This is a genomic window from bacterium (assembly GCA_016708025.1).
In the GTDB taxonomy this organism is placed as follows: Bacteria; Zixibacteria; MSB-5A5; order GN15; family FEB-12; genus FEB-12.
Genome location: JADJGQ010000001.1, coordinates 696,870 through 712,648, shown reverse-complemented (window position 1 = coordinate 712,648; position 15,779 = coordinate 696,870). Strand labels below are relative to the sequence as shown.

Annotated in this window: 13 protein-coding genes; 1 reads left to right on the top strand and 12 read right to left on the bottom strand. The window is 54.3% G+C overall.

Annotation, left to right across the window (positions count from 1 at the left end; genetic code table 11):
• Positions 1-137 precede the first annotated feature (137 nt).
• On the top strand, positions 138-1,139 hold the full coding sequence (locus IPH75_03105) for an NAD-dependent epimerase/dehydratase family protein (protein ID MBK7141055.1): 1,002 nt from the start codon (positions 138-140) through the stop codon (positions 1,137-1,139).
• Here IPH75_03105 and IPH75_03100 read toward each other — a convergent pair.
• From IPH75_03100 to IPH75_03045, 12 genes are all read right to left on the bottom strand, one after another.
• Positions 1,136-2,026 (bottom strand): HDOD domain-containing protein, encoded by an 891-nt coding sequence (locus tag IPH75_03100; protein ID MBK7141054.1) that lies wholly within the window; start codon positions 2,024-2,026, stop codon positions 1,136-1,138. The genes IPH75_03105 and IPH75_03100 overlap by 4 nt on opposite strands.
• A gap of 20 nt (positions 2,027-2,046) precedes the next feature.
• Positions 2,047-2,373: a hypothetical protein gene (locus IPH75_03095; GenBank protein ID MBK7141053.1), complete on the bottom strand. Its 327-nt coding sequence runs from the start codon at positions 2,371-2,373 to the stop codon at positions 2,047-2,049.
• Positions 2,374-2,461: 88 nt separating this feature from the next.
• A complete protein-coding gene (locus IPH75_03090; GenBank protein ID MBK7141052.1) occupies positions 2,462-2,914 on the bottom strand; it encodes a hypothetical protein in 453 nt (150 codons plus the stop codon).
• Positions 2,915-2,924: 10 nt separating this feature from the next.
• Positions 2,925-3,353, bottom strand: a complete 429-nt coding sequence (locus IPH75_03085) for a flagellar protein FliS (protein ID MBK7141051.1) — start codon at positions 3,351-3,353, stop codon at positions 2,925-2,927.
• A 21-nt stretch (positions 3,354-3,374) separates the two neighbouring features.
• A complete protein-coding gene (gene fliD / locus IPH75_03080) occupies positions 3,375-5,708 on the bottom strand; it encodes a flagellar filament capping protein FliD (GenBank protein MBK7141050.1) in 2,334 nt (777 codons plus the stop codon).
• Between the two features lie 95 nt (positions 5,709-5,803).
• Positions 5,804-7,984, bottom strand: a complete 2,181-nt coding sequence (locus tag IPH75_03075) for a hypothetical protein (GenBank protein MBK7141049.1) — start codon at positions 7,982-7,984, stop codon at positions 5,804-5,806.
• A 218-nt stretch (positions 7,985-8,202) separates the two neighbouring features.
• The gene (locus IPH75_03070; GenBank protein ID MBK7141048.1) at positions 8,203-10,920 is read right to left on the bottom strand and encodes a tetratricopeptide repeat protein; all 2,718 of its coding nucleotides are present in this window, start codon (positions 10,918-10,920) and stop codon (positions 8,203-8,205) included.
• Between the two features lie 115 nt (positions 10,921-11,035).
• Positions 11,036-11,512, bottom strand: coding sequence for a flagellar assembly protein FliW (locus IPH75_03065; protein ID MBK7141047.1), 477 nt, complete (start codon positions 11,510-11,512; stop codon positions 11,036-11,038).
• 24 nt (positions 11,513-11,536) lie between these two features.
• The gene (flgL, locus tag IPH75_03060; protein MBK7141046.1) at positions 11,537-13,462 is read right to left on the bottom strand and encodes a flagellar hook-associated protein FlgL; all 1,926 of its coding nucleotides are present in this window, start codon (positions 13,460-13,462) and stop codon (positions 11,537-11,539) included.
• A 42-nt stretch (positions 13,463-13,504) separates the two neighbouring features.
• Complete coding sequence (gene csrA, locus IPH75_03055; protein MBK7141045.1) at positions 13,505-13,828, bottom strand: carbon storage regulator CsrA; 324 nt, start codon at positions 13,826-13,828, stop codon at positions 13,505-13,507.
• 41 nt (positions 13,829-13,869) lie between these two features.
• The gene (flgK, locus tag IPH75_03050) at positions 13,870-15,276 is read right to left on the bottom strand and encodes a flagellar hook-associated protein FlgK (GenBank protein MBK7141044.1); all 1,407 of its coding nucleotides are present in this window, start codon (positions 15,274-15,276) and stop codon (positions 13,870-13,872) included.
• Positions 15,276-15,761: a flagellar protein FlgN gene (locus tag IPH75_03045; GenBank protein MBK7141043.1), complete on the bottom strand. Its 486-nt coding sequence runs from the start codon at positions 15,759-15,761 to the stop codon at positions 15,276-15,278. Before IPH75_03045 ends, flgK begins: the two co-directional genes overlap by 1 nt.
• Positions 15,762-15,779 lie beyond the last annotated feature (18 nt).

Sequence of the window (15,779 nt, the reverse complement as noted above, 5' to 3'; positions counted from 1 at the left end):
AATCTTGAGGGGATCACACACGCGAGCATCCGGTCAAGCGCGTGTGGGCTAAAGGATTACTGCGGGTGTGCCGATACCTACAGAAGAGCCGTGTGAGGCTCACACAGACAAAAAGCCATCGGAAGAAAGGCAGATTCATGCAACTTGCAGGCAAGAGATTTCTGGTTATCGGCGGTGCGGGATTTATCGGTTCGCATGTCGTTGATGCCCTGGTTCAATCGGATGCCGCCGAAATCATCATCTATGACAACTTCTGCCGGGGAACGCGCGATAATATCGCCCAGGCTCTACGTGACCCCCGCGTTTCTGTCTTTTCTCTCGGAGGGGATATTACCCAGACCGACATCCTGGCCGAAGCGATGCGCGGCGTCGATGGCGTCTTCCACCTTGCCGCGCTCTGGTTACTGCAATGCTATGATTATCCCCGGTCGGCCTTTGATGTTAATATCCGTGGCACTTTCAATGTGATCGAAGCGGCGGTCGCCGCCGGAGTCAAGCGGGTCGTCTATTCCTCCAGTGCCTCGGTCTACGGTGACGCGCTGGAGATCCCGATGACAGAAAACCACCCCTTCAACAATGAGACGTTCTACGGTGCCACCAAGATCGCCGGCGAGCAGATGTTTCACAGCCTGGGTCGACGTTATGGTCTCCCCTGGGTCGGACTTCGCTACATGAATGTCTACGGACCGCGCCAGGACTACAAAGGAACATATACAGCAGTGGTTCACAAAGTTCTCGATCGCATAGAACAGGGACTCCCCCCGCTTGTGTATGGCGATGGTTCGCAGAGCTATGATTTCGTCGAAGTAACCGATGTTGCGCGGGCAAATGTATTGGCCATGCGGGCCGAAGCAACCGACCAGTGCTACAATGTCGGTCGGGGGATTGGGACCTCCATCAAGGAAGTGACTGAAATACTGCTTGATCTCACCGGGAGCAAATCACTAGGGATCATATACGAACCGCAGGGAAAGACCTTTGTTACCAATCGAATCGGATCACCGGAGAAGGCGAAGGATGATCTGGGATTTCAGTGGAAGATCGATCTGCGCGACGGACTGCAAAATCTGATCGATTGGCGCAGAGAGAATGAAAGCGGATTGATCTCTCGTCGTGTGGCAGTGACCAGCCGGGCTTAGTGCCCGCCGATCCCGACCATCTGCATAAAGGTCTCGGCCTTCATGTATTCCTGACGCAGTTCTTCGCCGTATGCGGCCAGATCGGCTTCCGTGACACCCGTAAATTCCATCACGCCCTCTTCAACATGACCAACCAGACAAAGATCTTCCTCGTCATAGAATGTCTGTTTCGCGAGGAAATTGGCCAGGTGAACGACATAAATGATGGGGTCCGTCATCGCGGCCTTTGAAGGATGATGATGGAAGGTGATTGACTCACCGAGTTTCTGCGGCAATTTCCATTGTACCGCCAAGAGGGCGCCGATCTGCGCATGCGTATAACCAAGCTCGCGTTCCTCGATCTCGTAGGAAGCGGCATCGCGGTCGATCACACGGGCATCGCGGATCTTCTTGTACTCTTGCGGCAGGAAACAGGCTATCACGATCTTGCCTATGTCGTGCAGCAATCCGGCTGAGAATGCGGAGTCCGGGTCGACAATACCGTTCTTGCGGATATGCTTGGCAAGGATACGACTGCAGAAGGCGGTTGCCAGCGAGTGACGCCAGAATTTCTCCTGGAACTCGGTGTCCACATCTTTCCCCTTGAACATATCCAGCACGGATGCGGACAGCACGAGATTCTTGACGGCTTCAAGCCCGACGATCACGACCGCCTGTTTGACGGAGTCGATCTCGCGGGCCAATCCGTAAAAGGCGGAATTGGTCAGTTTGAGAACTTTGACCGACATGGCCGGGTCTTCGGCCAGAATTGCGGCAATATGACCAGCATTGACTTTGGGGTCGTTGATGACCTTCTGGATCTGATGGAATACGATCGGCGGAGTCGGCAGGTTACGAATGTTCGAAACCACCTGACGAACCTTGTTATCAACAACGGCAGTAGTCATGATGTCGGTCCAACGTTTGCTTAAGGCTCCATATAATCCGCCAGGCGATCAACGATCGAACGAACCACGTCTGGTCGGCCGTAATAACCGGCCTGGATGCGCTGGCGGATCTCCGCAGTTCGGTTCCGGGTGACCAGCAGTTTGTCCTTCATGGACGACTGGAGGCCGGACTTGTCTACCAGTTCACGGCGGGTCTTATCGGCCAGTTCGCTGAGACGATGCATCGAGGGATCGGCTTTCGGGCCGGACTGAGCATGTTTTGGCGCCGCCTTTTGACTCAACCGCGAATCTTCTTTCGCGTTTTTCGATTCTCCGGATTGCTCCGGCTTTTCAGGTCCTATCTTCATCTTTCTCACCTCTACAGTTCCTATCGTCGGTGAACGGAGATAGCTTTAGTTCGAAACGGGAAAAACCGATCTTCCCGATGCTGACTGCTTACTGTTTGCCATTTACAAACTGGGGAAGCGGATCGGTCTCCTGTAAGTAGTTCAGAATCTTGCCGCTGTTTTTCAGGTTTTCCAGCTCCTGCTTGATACGGTCATGCCGTTCTCGGGCATACCCTTCGTTTTCCTGAACCAGCGAAATATTCTTTTTCACCAGGGTCACGATGCAGTTGACCAGCTTCTTGACCTCCGGGTGCACGGCCGCCACGCGAAAAGCAGCCGGCTGGCGCTCTCGCAACGTGGAGACTTTCTGTTCTGATTCGCGAATACGGACATGGCAACGCTCGATCTCGGTGAACAGGTCGAGCAGGTGCTCTTCCTTATCATACTTGATGAGGTCGCGCTGCTTGTCGAGCAGGATATAAAGAGACTGATAAAACGAGTACTCTTCGTTCAAAATCTTAAGAAGATCACGTTCGAGCTGGCTGATAGCATTCTGCGCCATGTCAATTCTCCTACGCCGAAACCAGCAATGATTCGACAGGTTCCATTTGCTCAGTGACCGGCTTGGTCGTGCGTCGATCCTGCTTCAACTGTTCCCAACCCTGCCTGAGATTGTCCATAACGCGTAGGCAGGAGTCCAGTTTGGTCAGGTCTTTGGTGGCTTCAATAAGGTCAAGCTCTCCCATCATGAACGTATAGAGCTGCCCCAGATTACTGGCGACTTCTCCACCCTGTTCGAAATCAAGAGTGGTATACAAGTGAACGATGCACTTGCGGGCTTTTTCTACCTGCTCATAGCCTTCATTGAGTTTGCCGGCGGCGTACAGCTCGCGTCCGGTCTTCAGCCCCTGGATGGCTCCAGAGTATACTTGCAGGATCAGGTCGATCTGCGACTTGCCTGCGGTGTCAACCTGGCGGTAGGTGTTGATCTGTTCTTTCACGGTTCCTATCCTGTTGCTAGTCTATTTGCCGATCATCCAATTCGAATTAAGAGATTCCAGTTGTCCTGAGAGATAGGTGCTGTCGGCGTTTAAAGACGCGAGCACTTCTTCCATCGCATAAAACTTGGTCAATAACGATTCCCGGCGGGTGGTCAACCGCTCTTCCAGATCGGAGATCCGGGTGGTGATCGTCTTGAGCTGTGATTCGTACCCTTTGATGCGGCGATCGACGAGGCCAGTTCCGGAAGCGGTCAGGCCATCGATCAGGTCATTCATTTTCGCCGCGACACCCTTGGCCAGGGTGATCGTTCCCTCGGCTCCGGTCAAAAGCTCACGTTCGCCGAGTGTCACTTTGATCTTCAGTCCGGCAGTGGTTTTGTTGCCGTCTTTACCTGTCAGCACCTGGCCCGACCCGGTGGCTGCTTCGCCATTGATCGTGCCAGCGACATCGATACCGTTTTGCGAGAAACCATTAGCCATACCGAGAACCATGGTCGCTGGGCTCGGGACGGCCGGAATCACATTGACTCTTGACGTTGAGCCATAGGTCGAGCTGTGAAATTGCAGGTATCCAGTACCGGCGCCGGCATCCACCCAGGAAACCGTCAATCCACGACTCCCGATCTTGGTGTCGGCATCGATGCGCGCCTGAAGTTCGGCAACTAATTCTTCCGAAGACTGGTAGTTTTTCTCACTGAGCACGATCTCATTTGATTCGAGCCCGTCTACGGAGAGCTTGATCCGGTTGTTTGCGGAGGTAAGAGTCAGCGCAGATGTCCCAGGATTGGTGATCAGTCCTGCCTGGAATCGTCCCTGCGTGGCGGCCTGCGTAATATCGATATTGAACTTCTCTCCGACTTTCGATTTGGAGCCAGACGAAAGAAATTCAAATTTGTCGGTCGAGGTGGTTCCGGAGCTCGTGAACACATTAATGACGTTATCAATATTCTCGCGGAGCGCTGCTTCGAGTTTCGCGGAGTCCTTGATATAAAGCTGACCATCCGAGCCGGTCCGGATGCCGACTGAGAGGAGCTGGCTGTACTGCCCGGAAAGTCCGGCCAGCCGCTGCGACAGGACGCCGCGCATGGACGCCTGGATCGTCTGGAGCGAATATTCCGTGAAGAGTACGCCGGACTCTTCGGTCTCGGTATTATACGTCGCCTGATCGTTGATGAATTCGTTGACGTCGTTGTATGCTTCGATGAAGTCACCGATCGCAGACTTGATCGAGTCGATGTCAACATCGGCTTCAATATTCACGCTGCTGTCGATCGGGGTGGCTTTTTTGACATTAATAGAGAGTCCGCCGACTACTTCGGTGAAAGTGTTGGTTGCAGAGGTCACCGTGATCGGTGAACCGGTTCCGCCTGTCGAGCCGACTGAGATCTGGGCGTCTGAGGCTTCCTGGAGCAACGGCGCAAAGGTCTGAATCTGGAATTTGTCTCCACCGTAGATCGTCCCGCCAGAAAGCGTTAATTTCATGCCGTCGGCGCCCGTTCCGACCAGAGCAACTTCGGCATCCGCTTCGGATACGATGATCGTACCGGAATTGGTGCCGTCGGACCAATTCAGCGTGATATTATCATTCCCCACGGTCTGCGCGCCGGATCCAGCTACCGTGAAGGTGTATGTCTTGTTTTTGTTGCCGGTGTATGCGGCCGAAGATCCGAGGGCGATGGCGGAGGTTGACCCGGTATTACGGGTGATCTGCTCCACTGCATCAATAGTCGCTGACGAGAAATTCAGATTTCGCGAACCGGTCAGATCAGATGAGATATTGATGGTATTGGTCGCGCCGGTATTGTTGCCGGTCAACACCAATCGGTATGGATTGGACTTGGAACCATCATTGACGATCGTGGCGGTCACGCCGACGGCGGCGTCATTGATCGCCTTCTTGATGCCGGTCAGAGAATTGTTGGTAGAATCGATCGTGATCGTCTTGCTGGAACCGTCTCCCACACTGATGGTGATGGTGCCGGTCCCCAGCGAGGCGATGGACTGATCAGAAAATCCCTGGCTCGCGATCTGGTGGTTTCTGGCCACAGCCAGTACCCGAATATCGTACGAACCCTGGGAGACACGCCCGTTGGCGGTTGCGGTCAGATAATCCTCATCCGAGACATTGACGGAATACTTCTGAAACGATGCCTTCTGGGCCATTTTGAGGGCCGAGGAGTTCATCGCCAGGAGTTTTGCCTGGAAGGCCTTAAAAGTAGTGATGATGTTGGTCGTTTCCTGTTGCTGAACTTCCAACAGGTTGACCGGACGGCGTTCGACCGCCATGATGGATTCGACGATCTCGGTGGTGTTTAGACCAGAGATGATACCGTCGATGGATGAGAGGCCTGCCATATTACTCCTGTACGCTGTGAGACGTCACTGTCGTTTCTTCACTGCGATAAAAGTCCCCGAGGGAGGACGAATCCTCCCTCGGAGTAAGACGACTATTACTGAAAGAGTGACAGAACCACCTGCGGCATCTGGTTGGCCTGCGCCAGCATGGCGGTACCGGCCTGGACCAGAATCTGATTCTTGGTGAATTCCGACATCTCTTCGGCCATATCCGTATCACGGATCTGGGACTCGGACGCCGTCAGGTTCTGAGCGGCGATACGAAGGTTACGCAGGTTGGATTCCAGAGTGTTCTTCTGGAAGCTACCGAGCGTACCACGAGTCGTGGAAACCTCATTGATAGCGGCATCAATGATCGACTGCGCGTCCTGGGCGCCCTGGACAGAAGTCACGTCGATGGTAGACAGCGACGAGAACATGTTGCCCGGAAGGCCCTTGCCCATTGAACCGGCGGCCATATTGCGGATGGCGATAGCCGCGGTCTGACCAACGTTGGCGCCGATCTGGAAGACCAGCGATTCGTCGGTGTTATTGATCGTCTCGGTGCCGCCCTGAGAGGTCAGCGCATAGTTGACGATCAACGACTGGGAACGGTCAGCGTTAAACACGGTCGTGTTCACACCGGCGGAGACGGAAGTCGCGGAGCCACCATCAAGACGAACGTCATACTTCGCAGCCTTCACGTCGAGAAGCAGGTTGCCCAGCTTCACGCCGTTCAGAGCGGTGTTGACGGTCATCTGAAGGGTACCCTGACCAGCGGAACCATCAGCCTTGTTCTTCAAAGCGACGTCACTGGTGCTACCATACTTGACCTTGGTGAGGGCGTTGGTGTAACCATCAAAGTTCACCAGAGCGTCCGTACCGGTGTTCGCCAGCGTGTCGGCGGTCAACTTAAGAGCGTTGATCACGTTTCCGGCGGCCGGAGAAGCATCGTTCAACTTGATCGAGTAGGCAGAGCCTTCGTCCTGGGTCGCGAACTGGATGTAGTTGCTATTGACCAGGCTGGCCACGATGTCAGACGGGGCGCCGTTCTTCACGGTGCCGAACGCAGCGGTAAGACCGGTGGTCGCGTCGCCGTTGATGGCGGCAACCAGGGCGCTCAAGCTGCTATAGCTGCCTTCGTGGATAGTCGCCGTGGCGGTCACGTTCGAATTCTTCTCGGAGTTAACCGTGAAGCTGATCGAATCGTTGGATTCGCCGCGGGAAGACTGACCGGTCGTGAAATCGAAATAAGCGGTCGTCGCGTTCGTGGTCGAATCCTCAACCTTCACCGAGTACTGAGCGCCAGCATTGGCGGACTCAACGATGATGTTGTTGGAGGACGCACGGACGGTCACCTTACCAGCAAGAGCAGAATTCAGGTTGACCTGGGTCTGCAGAGCGGTGGCAACGTCGGCCTTGGTGGCGCCGATGGCGACATCAAACGTCAGCGTCTGGTTACCGGTCGGAGATTCACCGTTCTCCTGATAGTTCAGGACGACGGTGTAGCTGCCGGCGTGGGCGGCAAGGGCCGCACCGTTGACGGTGGCGCTGTTGTTGATGCGGGCCAAAGCGGCCGTGGTGGCGATGCTCAGGTTGTTACCGAAAGCATCGGCGAGACTGACGGAACCAGAGGTCTTCTTGGCAACATCTGAAGCCTGCACGACGTCGATCTGGTGAATCTTTTCAGTAAGATTGTACGGATCGCCATCGGTGTTCTTCAGGCTGAGGCCGAGCGACGTGGTGTTCAGGGTCGCGGTGGAATCAGCGGTCTTGGTCGCGCTGACAGAGTGCAAGCCAGTGCTCAGGTTGGACTGCTTGACAGTCATACCGGAAGTATTGGCGGTGGTGATGGTCGCGATGTTGTCTTTCGTACCATCCAACAGCTTCTTCGTACCGAACTGGGTGTTGGCAGCGATACGGTCGATGGTCTTGATCGCGTTCGCGATTTCGGCCTGATCGGCAGCAAGCTGGTCTGCGTCGTTGAAGCCTTCGTTGGCGGCGTGAATGGCCAATTCTCTCATCGAGATCAACAGATTGTTGATTTCGGTCAGAGCGCCTTCAGCCGTCTGGATCATGCTGATAGAACCTTCAGAGTTCTGGATCGCACGATTGAGTCCAGCGATCTGAGCACGGAACTGCTCGCTGATCACTAAGCCCGCCGGGTCATCCGACGCAGCGTTGATGCGGTAGCCGGAAGACAGCTTCTGCATCGACTTGGTCAGAGACTCGTTGGTCAATTTCAGGTTGCGGTTGCCATTGAGGGCCGCGAGATTGTGGTTAATGCGAAGTGACATTTGTCGACTCCTCCTTGACGATATTAAGGTTTCCTTACCTTAGGTTCTCTTAGTTGTCATTTGAGTCTGTCACTTCCGATGTATTCCGAGAAGGCGCGTGTGGTCCGATATGCGCCCGGTATGCACGTTGCTGTAGCTGTCCCTCCTTTTAGAGTATCCCTCATGGTTACAATGGGGTTGTGGCCCTTTCTCATAGCATCATCATCGGCAATTCCTTACTAAACTTTACCCTTGAGGGTGGCCATTTCCGGCTGTCCGGCGGTTGCCCCGATCTCCGCCAGGCGGCGTTCGGCCAGCACAAAGCCCGGATCGAGCTGAAGGACCCGCCGATAGCCCATCACCGCGGAATCTGTATGTCCCAGAGCGAGATAGCAGTCCGACAACCGGCACAGCGCGGTGACGTCTGCTGGGTATTTCTGAAGATACTGTTCATAGTTGGCAAGGGCTTCCCGGAAAGCATGATGAGAGACCTGCAGATCGCCAATAACATGGTACAGCTCGGCTTGGCCGGGGTCATCCGCCAGACATTGGTTCAAGAGCAGGATCGCATCTTCCTTCTTCTGTTGCATTGCCAGCGAGAGCCCCAAATTCCGTTTGGCGCTGGTCAACTTTGAAGATAATTCAAGCGCTTTGCGGTAAGATTGCTCGGCCAACGGATAATTCTGGAGACGATAGTAGCAATTTCCAAGATCATTCAACATCTCAGCGGTCAATTCATGGCGGGATGCATAGCTTTGGTAGATGTCGATTGCCTTCTGAAGTTGACCGGTCTGGACCAATCCGTTAGTCAGCTTGATGGTCAACTCCTGCGAATCGGCATTAGATCTCCAGGCATTCTCCAGCGTGACCACGACTTCGTCGTATCTTCCGGAGCCGGCAAAAAGATCGGCAAGCGCTTCAAGAATGATGCCGCTCGCGGGTGTTATTTTTAGGCCGCGTCTGAGCAGTGCTTCCGCCTGACTGACCTCTCCCCGCTCGACAAAGAGCTGTGCCAGTTTAACGCATATGTCTGGTGAAGCCTGTCCATGCTCAACCACACGTTGCAGACAGCTTTCTGCTTCAGAATGGTGTCCTTCGGTAAGTAGGATCCGCCCGAGATTCAGGTTAGCAGACGCGTATTCTCCGTTAATGGCCAGGACCTGACGGTAGTAGCGTTTGGCAGTTTCGATCTCGCCCCGCATTTCCGCCATAGCGCCGAGATTGAAATAGGCATCGGTCCGGGCATTTAGATGGACGAGGATGATATTCTCAAGCTCTTTGGAGGGGTCATATGAGGCCTGCGTCTGGAGATACTTCTCGAAATAAAACGTCGCCTTGGTCAGGTCGTTGCGCTTGAAATAGAGGTATCCGCGCAGCAGGATCGGGTCGAGATAATCCGGCTTGATGTCGAGAGCCCGCTGGCTCAGCTCCAGAGCCTGATCGTAATTCCCCAGATAGTAGTGAGTCCAGGCGAGTTGATCGAGGCACATCAAATGGATGTGGCGACTGGTCGGATCATCCGGCTGGGTGAGTTCGATCGCCTTTCCAGCGGCATTCAGAATGAGCGGGGCATATTCCTGGTGGAAACCGTCCGGCGTTGACCGCAAGAGTTGCGCATAGTTAAACAGCGCAAAGGCATTGTCCGGGTTTTCCGCGAGTTGCTTTTCCAGAAGTGTTTTCGTGCGGATAGTTTTCGCCAGCATCTTTTCGCGCGAGAGTCCATACCCTAAATGTTTGATCCGAACGCTCGAACGCAAATAGCGGGCGCTGTCCGAGATGCTCAGTTGGTTGTGGACTATCCCCTCATAGTGAATATTGAGAGAACGTCGGAAGAACCGGTGAGACGGCAGAAATACGACAACATCCTTGAACTCTTCATACACATTATAGACGTTGGTAGTAATGACATCAGCATCCGACTGATTGACCGCCGTCTGAATCTGGGCGATGTCTTCCGGGTATACCCGTTCATCAGCATCGATGATGAACAACCAGTCTTTGGTGGCATACTGGAGTGAGTAATTTCGTGCTTTGGAGAAGCTCCCTTCCCAGGGGTGCTCATAGACCTTGGCACCATACGAGCGGGCGATCTCCATCGTCCGGTCGGTGGAGCCGGTGTCCACGACGATGATTTCGTCGACCCACGAGCGGATCGAGTCAAGGCACGCCGGAAGGAGTTCTTCTTCGTTTTTGACTATGAGGCAGGCAGATATTGTCGCTTTGTTCGACAATCCGGCCGCGAGCATGCGAAGTTCCTGCACCTGAGAGCAGTTTTTGATCCCGGACTGAATGATCTCGTTGGCCTTTTCGGTTTCATTTGACCGGACAAACAGGTTTGCCATGTTCAGATATGCGTGGTGACTTTTGGAGTCAGCAGTGATCGCGCTCTTAAAGGCCCGAATCGCTTCCTCAACCTTCCCCAATTCCTGAAAGCAAAGCCCGCGATAGTTATAGAGCATTGATCGCTGGCTCATAGCGCCATTAAAGAGGCGGGTGGCCAGCACCTTGTCGCTGGTTCTATCGACGACAGCGATGTACGCATCGGCGGATTCCAAAGCACGTTCAAACTCCCGAAGCGAAATACGCACGTAGGTCAATCCATACAGATAATCCAGAGACTCGGGAAAGAGCTTCTGGCCGCGTTCCAGCCAGTGTTCGGCTTCGTGCCAACGCTTTTCATGGGCGAATCCAAAACCCATCAGGCGGGCATACTGACCCGACATCTTTTTGTCTTCAAACGGAAAATGTATCTCATATGGGCCAAGAAGCGCGGTGATCTCCCGCTCCTTGCCGGTATTGTTGTACTGATTGGCTAGTTCGACAGCGGCAATGACATCGTGACGGTGCATTTGCTCCGCCATTTCGACCAGTCCCGATGGTCCGGAGACGGTATCAACAGTTTGTTTGCGGGAAGCAACAGACTTGGCGGGGCGTTGTGGGTTCTTCCGTGATGACATCGTGCACTCCTATGCATCCCTCGCTATAAGGGAAGGTGCCTGACAGATCAGGCGGTAACAGAAAGACATTACATGGCAGTAATGTCTTTGTATAGGTTCGATCTGGTCGACAGTCTTAGACCGCGACCGGGCTGCCTCGTTCGACCTTCCGCTGTGGAGTTTCCAGAATTTCCAACAATTGGTGGCGAACCTGGTACTGCGAGTTGACCAGGACCAACTGCTTGGCCAGGTTATTCTCGGTATTAATGAGTACTGGTCCCTGCAGATTCACGGAGATCTGGCGGGCATCTTCCGGCACCGTGACGATCACATAGGTTTCGATCGACTCGGTTTTGGCGATCCGCAGTTCCGCGATCTCCTTGGGATTGACTTCAATCCGGTACCGGGGATAAAAGACGAGCGGATTAACAACCAGGAATGAAACCGCGGGATCCTCGGTCGATTGCATGCAAAGAAACGGAGACAGTTCGGCAAGCTCCACCAGACAGAAAGTCTTGAGGTGCTCGAAGCCGAGGATCGGCCGTTCCATAAAAATCGTCTTGTCTTCCGGAACGTCCAGTGTCCCGAATCTGAGGCTTTCTACAACACTCATAGTACTATCCTTGGCAGGCTCCTATTACTTCAGGAAATCCATCAAACTTGGCTGAATTATCTTGCTTGCCGCCATCAATGCGGCCTGGTATCCGTTTTCGTAAGTCGCGAGTTGGGTAACCGCAGTCGGCAGGTCAATATCCTCGACATCGGAAAGCAACTCGGTAAAATCTAGTTCCTGGTTGGTCAAGCGCGCAGCGGTTGTTTCGAGTCGAATACCGCGAGCGCCTGCAGTCGCGCGACTGGTCAGAAGGTGTTCAATCGACTTGTCCAGCGCTCCGATCAACAGGCCAGTCCCCTCCTGGTCATCCGTCTTCAGAGCCGAAGCGAGCATGTTGAGAATGCCCATCATATCTGAAGAACCGTAGAGCCCGAGATTTTTGGCGGCGCGGCTGGTGCCGACCTCCTCGATCGCAAAACTTCTGGTCGGGTCGTCATTGACGATCTGAATGCCGCGGCCCGATGGATTGATACTGGCAGTGACATCCAGAATAGAGTTGTTGATCCGGTCGAGCAGGTCCTGGACAGTCATGATGGTCGGATCGGAAAGGCTGATCGACAGGACCGCATCGCCCTGAGTTAGCTTGAAGGAACCGGTCGTATATCCGAGACCGGAATCAAGTTCTGACAAGAGTGTGGTCGCGATCAGACGAGCATCAATATCTTCGCCGTGCAGATCCGTGGTAAATTCGGCAAGGATGCCGAGATCGGCGGCCGTGCTTCCGGTTGTTTCGGCGATGGCAAATCGTACGTTTGGATCGAGCGCCTCGCCGATCAGTTGGGCACCGACGTTACCATCGATACCAAGACCGGTGGCGGTCTGCTCCATAGCCGCTGTATCCAGTATTTGCAGACCAAGAGGAGTACCGTTGGTATCCACGATCTGCAAACCGGTGCCAGCCGGATTGATCGACATGGTGACGTTGCTAATTCCGCTTGCGGCCACCTGTGTGTTGAACTTGGTGATCACATCATTGAGCGTGACCGAACCAGAGAGATCGACGGTAAAGTCGATCAGGGCACCATCGGTAACGCGAATGGTTCCTGGATTCAGATCAATACCAAGTCCCTGGCGAAGATCACCGAGATTGGACGATCCACTGACCAGCCCATTGAGCGTGGTATCGAATGCGATACCGGTCTTTGAGCTGTTGATCTGGGCGGTGATATTGGTCATCCCGGCGGCGGTCAACTGGGTGTTGATGCTGGTCAGGAGGTCATTGATAGTCGCGTTTGCCGGCAATGCGGTCAGATCGACGGCAAGGGTTGTTCCGGTGTTGCTGTCGGTAATGGTGAAGCCTGCAGTCAGGTCGACGCCATCGCCGTTGTGCAGATTGGCCAACGCTGTGGTCGCACTGATTCCGACATTGAGATCGGCATTCTCACCAAGAGTGGTCAACTGTTTGAGGAAGGTTTCCTGTCCATTGAAGTTCACCTGACTTCGCTGGCCGGATTCGATCTCGAATTCAATCCTTCCGGAGTCACCCCGATATGATAGACCAGCTGCAGAGCGCTGGAATGGCGCTCGCTGGGTGATATTACCGCCAAACACACGGCGGCCCTCCAGTTCGGAGTTGGCCATCTGCATGATCTGATCGATGATCGAGTCGACTTCGCTTGCGGAAGCCTGGCGTGCGGCAGCGTCATAGGTGCCATCCGCCATCGCAACCGCGATCTCGCGAGCGCTGGACATGAAGTCCTTGGCGTCGCCCAGGATCGTGTCGTAGTTCCTGGTCCAGTTCTGGGCCTGGCCGATGTTTTTCTGCCACTGCTCCAGCTCGTTCAGTTCGGTCCGGTAATTGAGATCGCGTACCGTCCCGACCGGGTCATCCGACGGAGCATTGATCTTCCGTCCGGTTGACATATTGGTCTGCAAAGTGATATACCGCTGCATAGAACGCTGCAGGTTAAACACCACCCGGCTGGACATCATTTGGTTCGTTACACGCATCTCGTCATTCCTTGACAGGTGTTCGCTCTTACGAGCTCTCCCCTATTCCGCGTCCGGTCGGTCCTTGCGGCGGTCCGGATGCGGATTGTCTTTGTAATCGATCGTCGTCTGTTTGTCGGTCGGAGCATCACCCTTGATCTTTCCTTTGATCAGGTTGACCATCCCGAGCAGATCATTCTTCGATCCCTTGGAAGCCTTTCGGTTCTCCTCCTGGATCTTGACATAGATCTCTTCTCGATGGACGACCACTTTGGCGGGGGCCTCGATCCCCAGGCGAACCTGGCGACCGCGGATCCCGAGTACGGAGACGCGTATTTCGTCACCGATCGTGATCGACTCTCCTAACTTCCTTGTTAGAATAAGCACGTTACCCTCCGTGGATGGCCGAGCGCGGGCTCAGCCTGATTTTATCGGCCTACCGTACCCATTCCGTGGATCACGGTATCCAGTGCCTGGTCCATAGTGGTGATCACTCGCGCAGCAGCGTCGTACGCATGCTGAAACTTGATCATATTGGCCATCTCCTCATCCAGAGAGACGCCCTGTACCGATTGGCGGGAATTATCCACCTGTTGGACCAGCAGTTCATAGTTCTGACTGAAAGCCGACGCTTCGCTCGTTTCGATCCCAAGTTTTCCGACCAGGCTGGTGTAATAGTCACCCATGGTGGAGGTGTTCTTATCCATAACCTGCAGGTTGCGTAGTTCCGAGATCGCCAATGCGATGGCATTGTCGAAAGCGGGCGACGCCGTTGACGAGGCCGCGATCTTGTTCGAATCCTGCATGATCGCCTGATTGATCCGGATCGTGGCCGCTTCGGTAAAAGTGGGGTCGAAAAACGGGACATCGGTGCTGTCGGCGGCACCGTATCCACTCATATGGATCGAATTGACCTGCTCGATGATCGTGCCGGTCAATGTATTCAATTCGTCTATGTATCTCGGCAGGACCTCGTCGCGCGATTGAATCAGGCCATACAACTCGCCATTCAGGTTGGTCAACTTGACATCGGTTCCGCGCCAGACCAGTTCGTGAATGGCGTGACCATTTTCATTAACCACATTGGAGCCGATCGGGAAGTCATCCGAAGAATCTACCAATACCATGGCTCCCATGGAGACAATGGTGGTTCCGTTTGGCTTTTCGGTGACTCGAACATCGATGATCGAGGCCAGCTGATCGGTCATCAGATCGCGCTGGTCGCGAAGGTCGTTGGCCGGTGTGCCGCCGAGTTCCGAGCTGGCGATCTGTTGATTGAGCTGGGCGATCTCGGCCGTATACTTGTTGATCTCGTTCGTGTAGTTTTGCAGGTCGCTATCGACCGAGTCCCGTAGATTCTGGAGGCGATTGGCCAACTCATGCAGACCATTCACCAGCTTGGTAGCTTCTCCGAGCACGTTGGTACGCGCCGTAGCCGCGTTGGTGCTGGAGGCCTGAGTGGAAAGGTCCGACCAGGCATTCCAGAAGCCGTCAAGAAGGTCCGAGACCGAATCAGACTGTGGTTCGTTAAACACGGATTCGATCTGCGTCATTGTCTTCTGTTTGTATGACCACTGGCCAAGCGATTTGCTCGCCTGACGGTATTGCTGACTCAGGAAAAAGTCGCGGGCATGGCGAATATCTTCGGCAGTGATGCCCGTGCCGATGGAGCCATACGCCTGCTGTTCCGGATTGGTCTGAGAGATATTGACGCGCTGGCGGCTGTACCCCGGCGTGTTGACGTTGGCAATATTATGGCCGATCGTCTGCAGGTTCAGCTGATGCGTTAACAGCGCGCGTTTGCCGATTTCCAATCCCTGGAACAGACCTGGCATCAGGCCCTCCTATCCATGGCGACAGGGCGCGCAGGGTCGGTTTCCGACCGCTTGGAACCGTAAGTTGGTTCCGGGTTATTCATGCGTGACAACATTGCCATGGTCTTGGCGACGAATTCTCTCGACTGATTCAGCAACATCGCATTGGTGTTGCGGGAGTCGTTGATCTTGTTGTTTAATTCAAGGATCAGTTCGCGAAGTTGGCGGAGTCGTTCGGCCTGATTCTGGTCGACCAGGTCAAGCAGACGCGAGACCGTCAGGTCTCCATCGATCGAACGAGCGGCCTTGATCTCTTCGACCAATGCTTCACGCTGTTTGTTGAGGATGCGGCTCTCGGTCAGTTTCTCGTGCTGTCGTTCGGTGACTTGCTGCAGTCCTTCAAGATCGTTGGCAACCAACATCTCTTTTTGGCGCTGAAGCAGCTCGAGGAAGGATTCGAAGAGAACAGCTTCCTTGCTGATGATGTCAATCAATTGGTTGATCATATCCTATGGTCAAACGAC

Coding starts and splice junctions, on each gene's coding strand:
- IPH75_03070 (MBK7141048.1), bottom strand. CDS start 10,920: ATGTCATCACGGAAGAACCCACAACGCCCCGCCAAGTCTGTTGCTTCC.
- IPH75_03075 (MBK7141049.1), bottom strand. CDS start 7,984: ATGTCACTTCGCATTAACCACAATCTCGCGGCCCTCAATGGCAACCGC.
- IPH75_03100 (MBK7141054.1), bottom strand. CDS start 2,026: ATGACTACTGCCGTTGTTGATAACAAGGTTCGTCAGGTGGTTTCGAAC.
- IPH75_03065 (MBK7141047.1), bottom strand. CDS start 11,512: ATGAGTGTTGTAGAAAGCCTCAGATTCGGGACACTGGACGTTCCGGAA.
- fliD (MBK7141050.1), bottom strand. CDS start 5,708: ATGGCAGGCCTCTCATCCATCGACGGTATCATCTCTGGTCTAAACACC.
- IPH75_03105 (MBK7141055.1), top strand. CDS start 138: ATGCAACTTGCAGGCAAGAGATTTCTGGTTATCGGCGGTGCGGGATTT.
- IPH75_03090 (MBK7141052.1), bottom strand. CDS start 2,914: ATGGCGCAGAATGCTATCAGCCAGCTCGAACGTGATCTTCTTAAGATT.
- IPH75_03095 (MBK7141053.1), bottom strand. CDS start 2,373: ATGAAGATAGGACCTGAAAAGCCGGAGCAATCCGGAGAATCGAAAAAC.
- flgL (MBK7141046.1), bottom strand. CDS start 13,462: ATGCGTGTAACGAACCAAATGATGTCCAGCCGGGTGGTGTTTAACCTG.
- flgK (MBK7141044.1), bottom strand. CDS start 15,276: ATGCCAGGTCTGTTCCAGGGATTGGAAATCGGCAAACGCGCGCTGTTA.
- IPH75_03045 (MBK7141043.1), bottom strand. CDS start 15,761: ATGATCAACCAATTGATTGACATCATCAGCAAGGAAGCTGTTCTCTTC.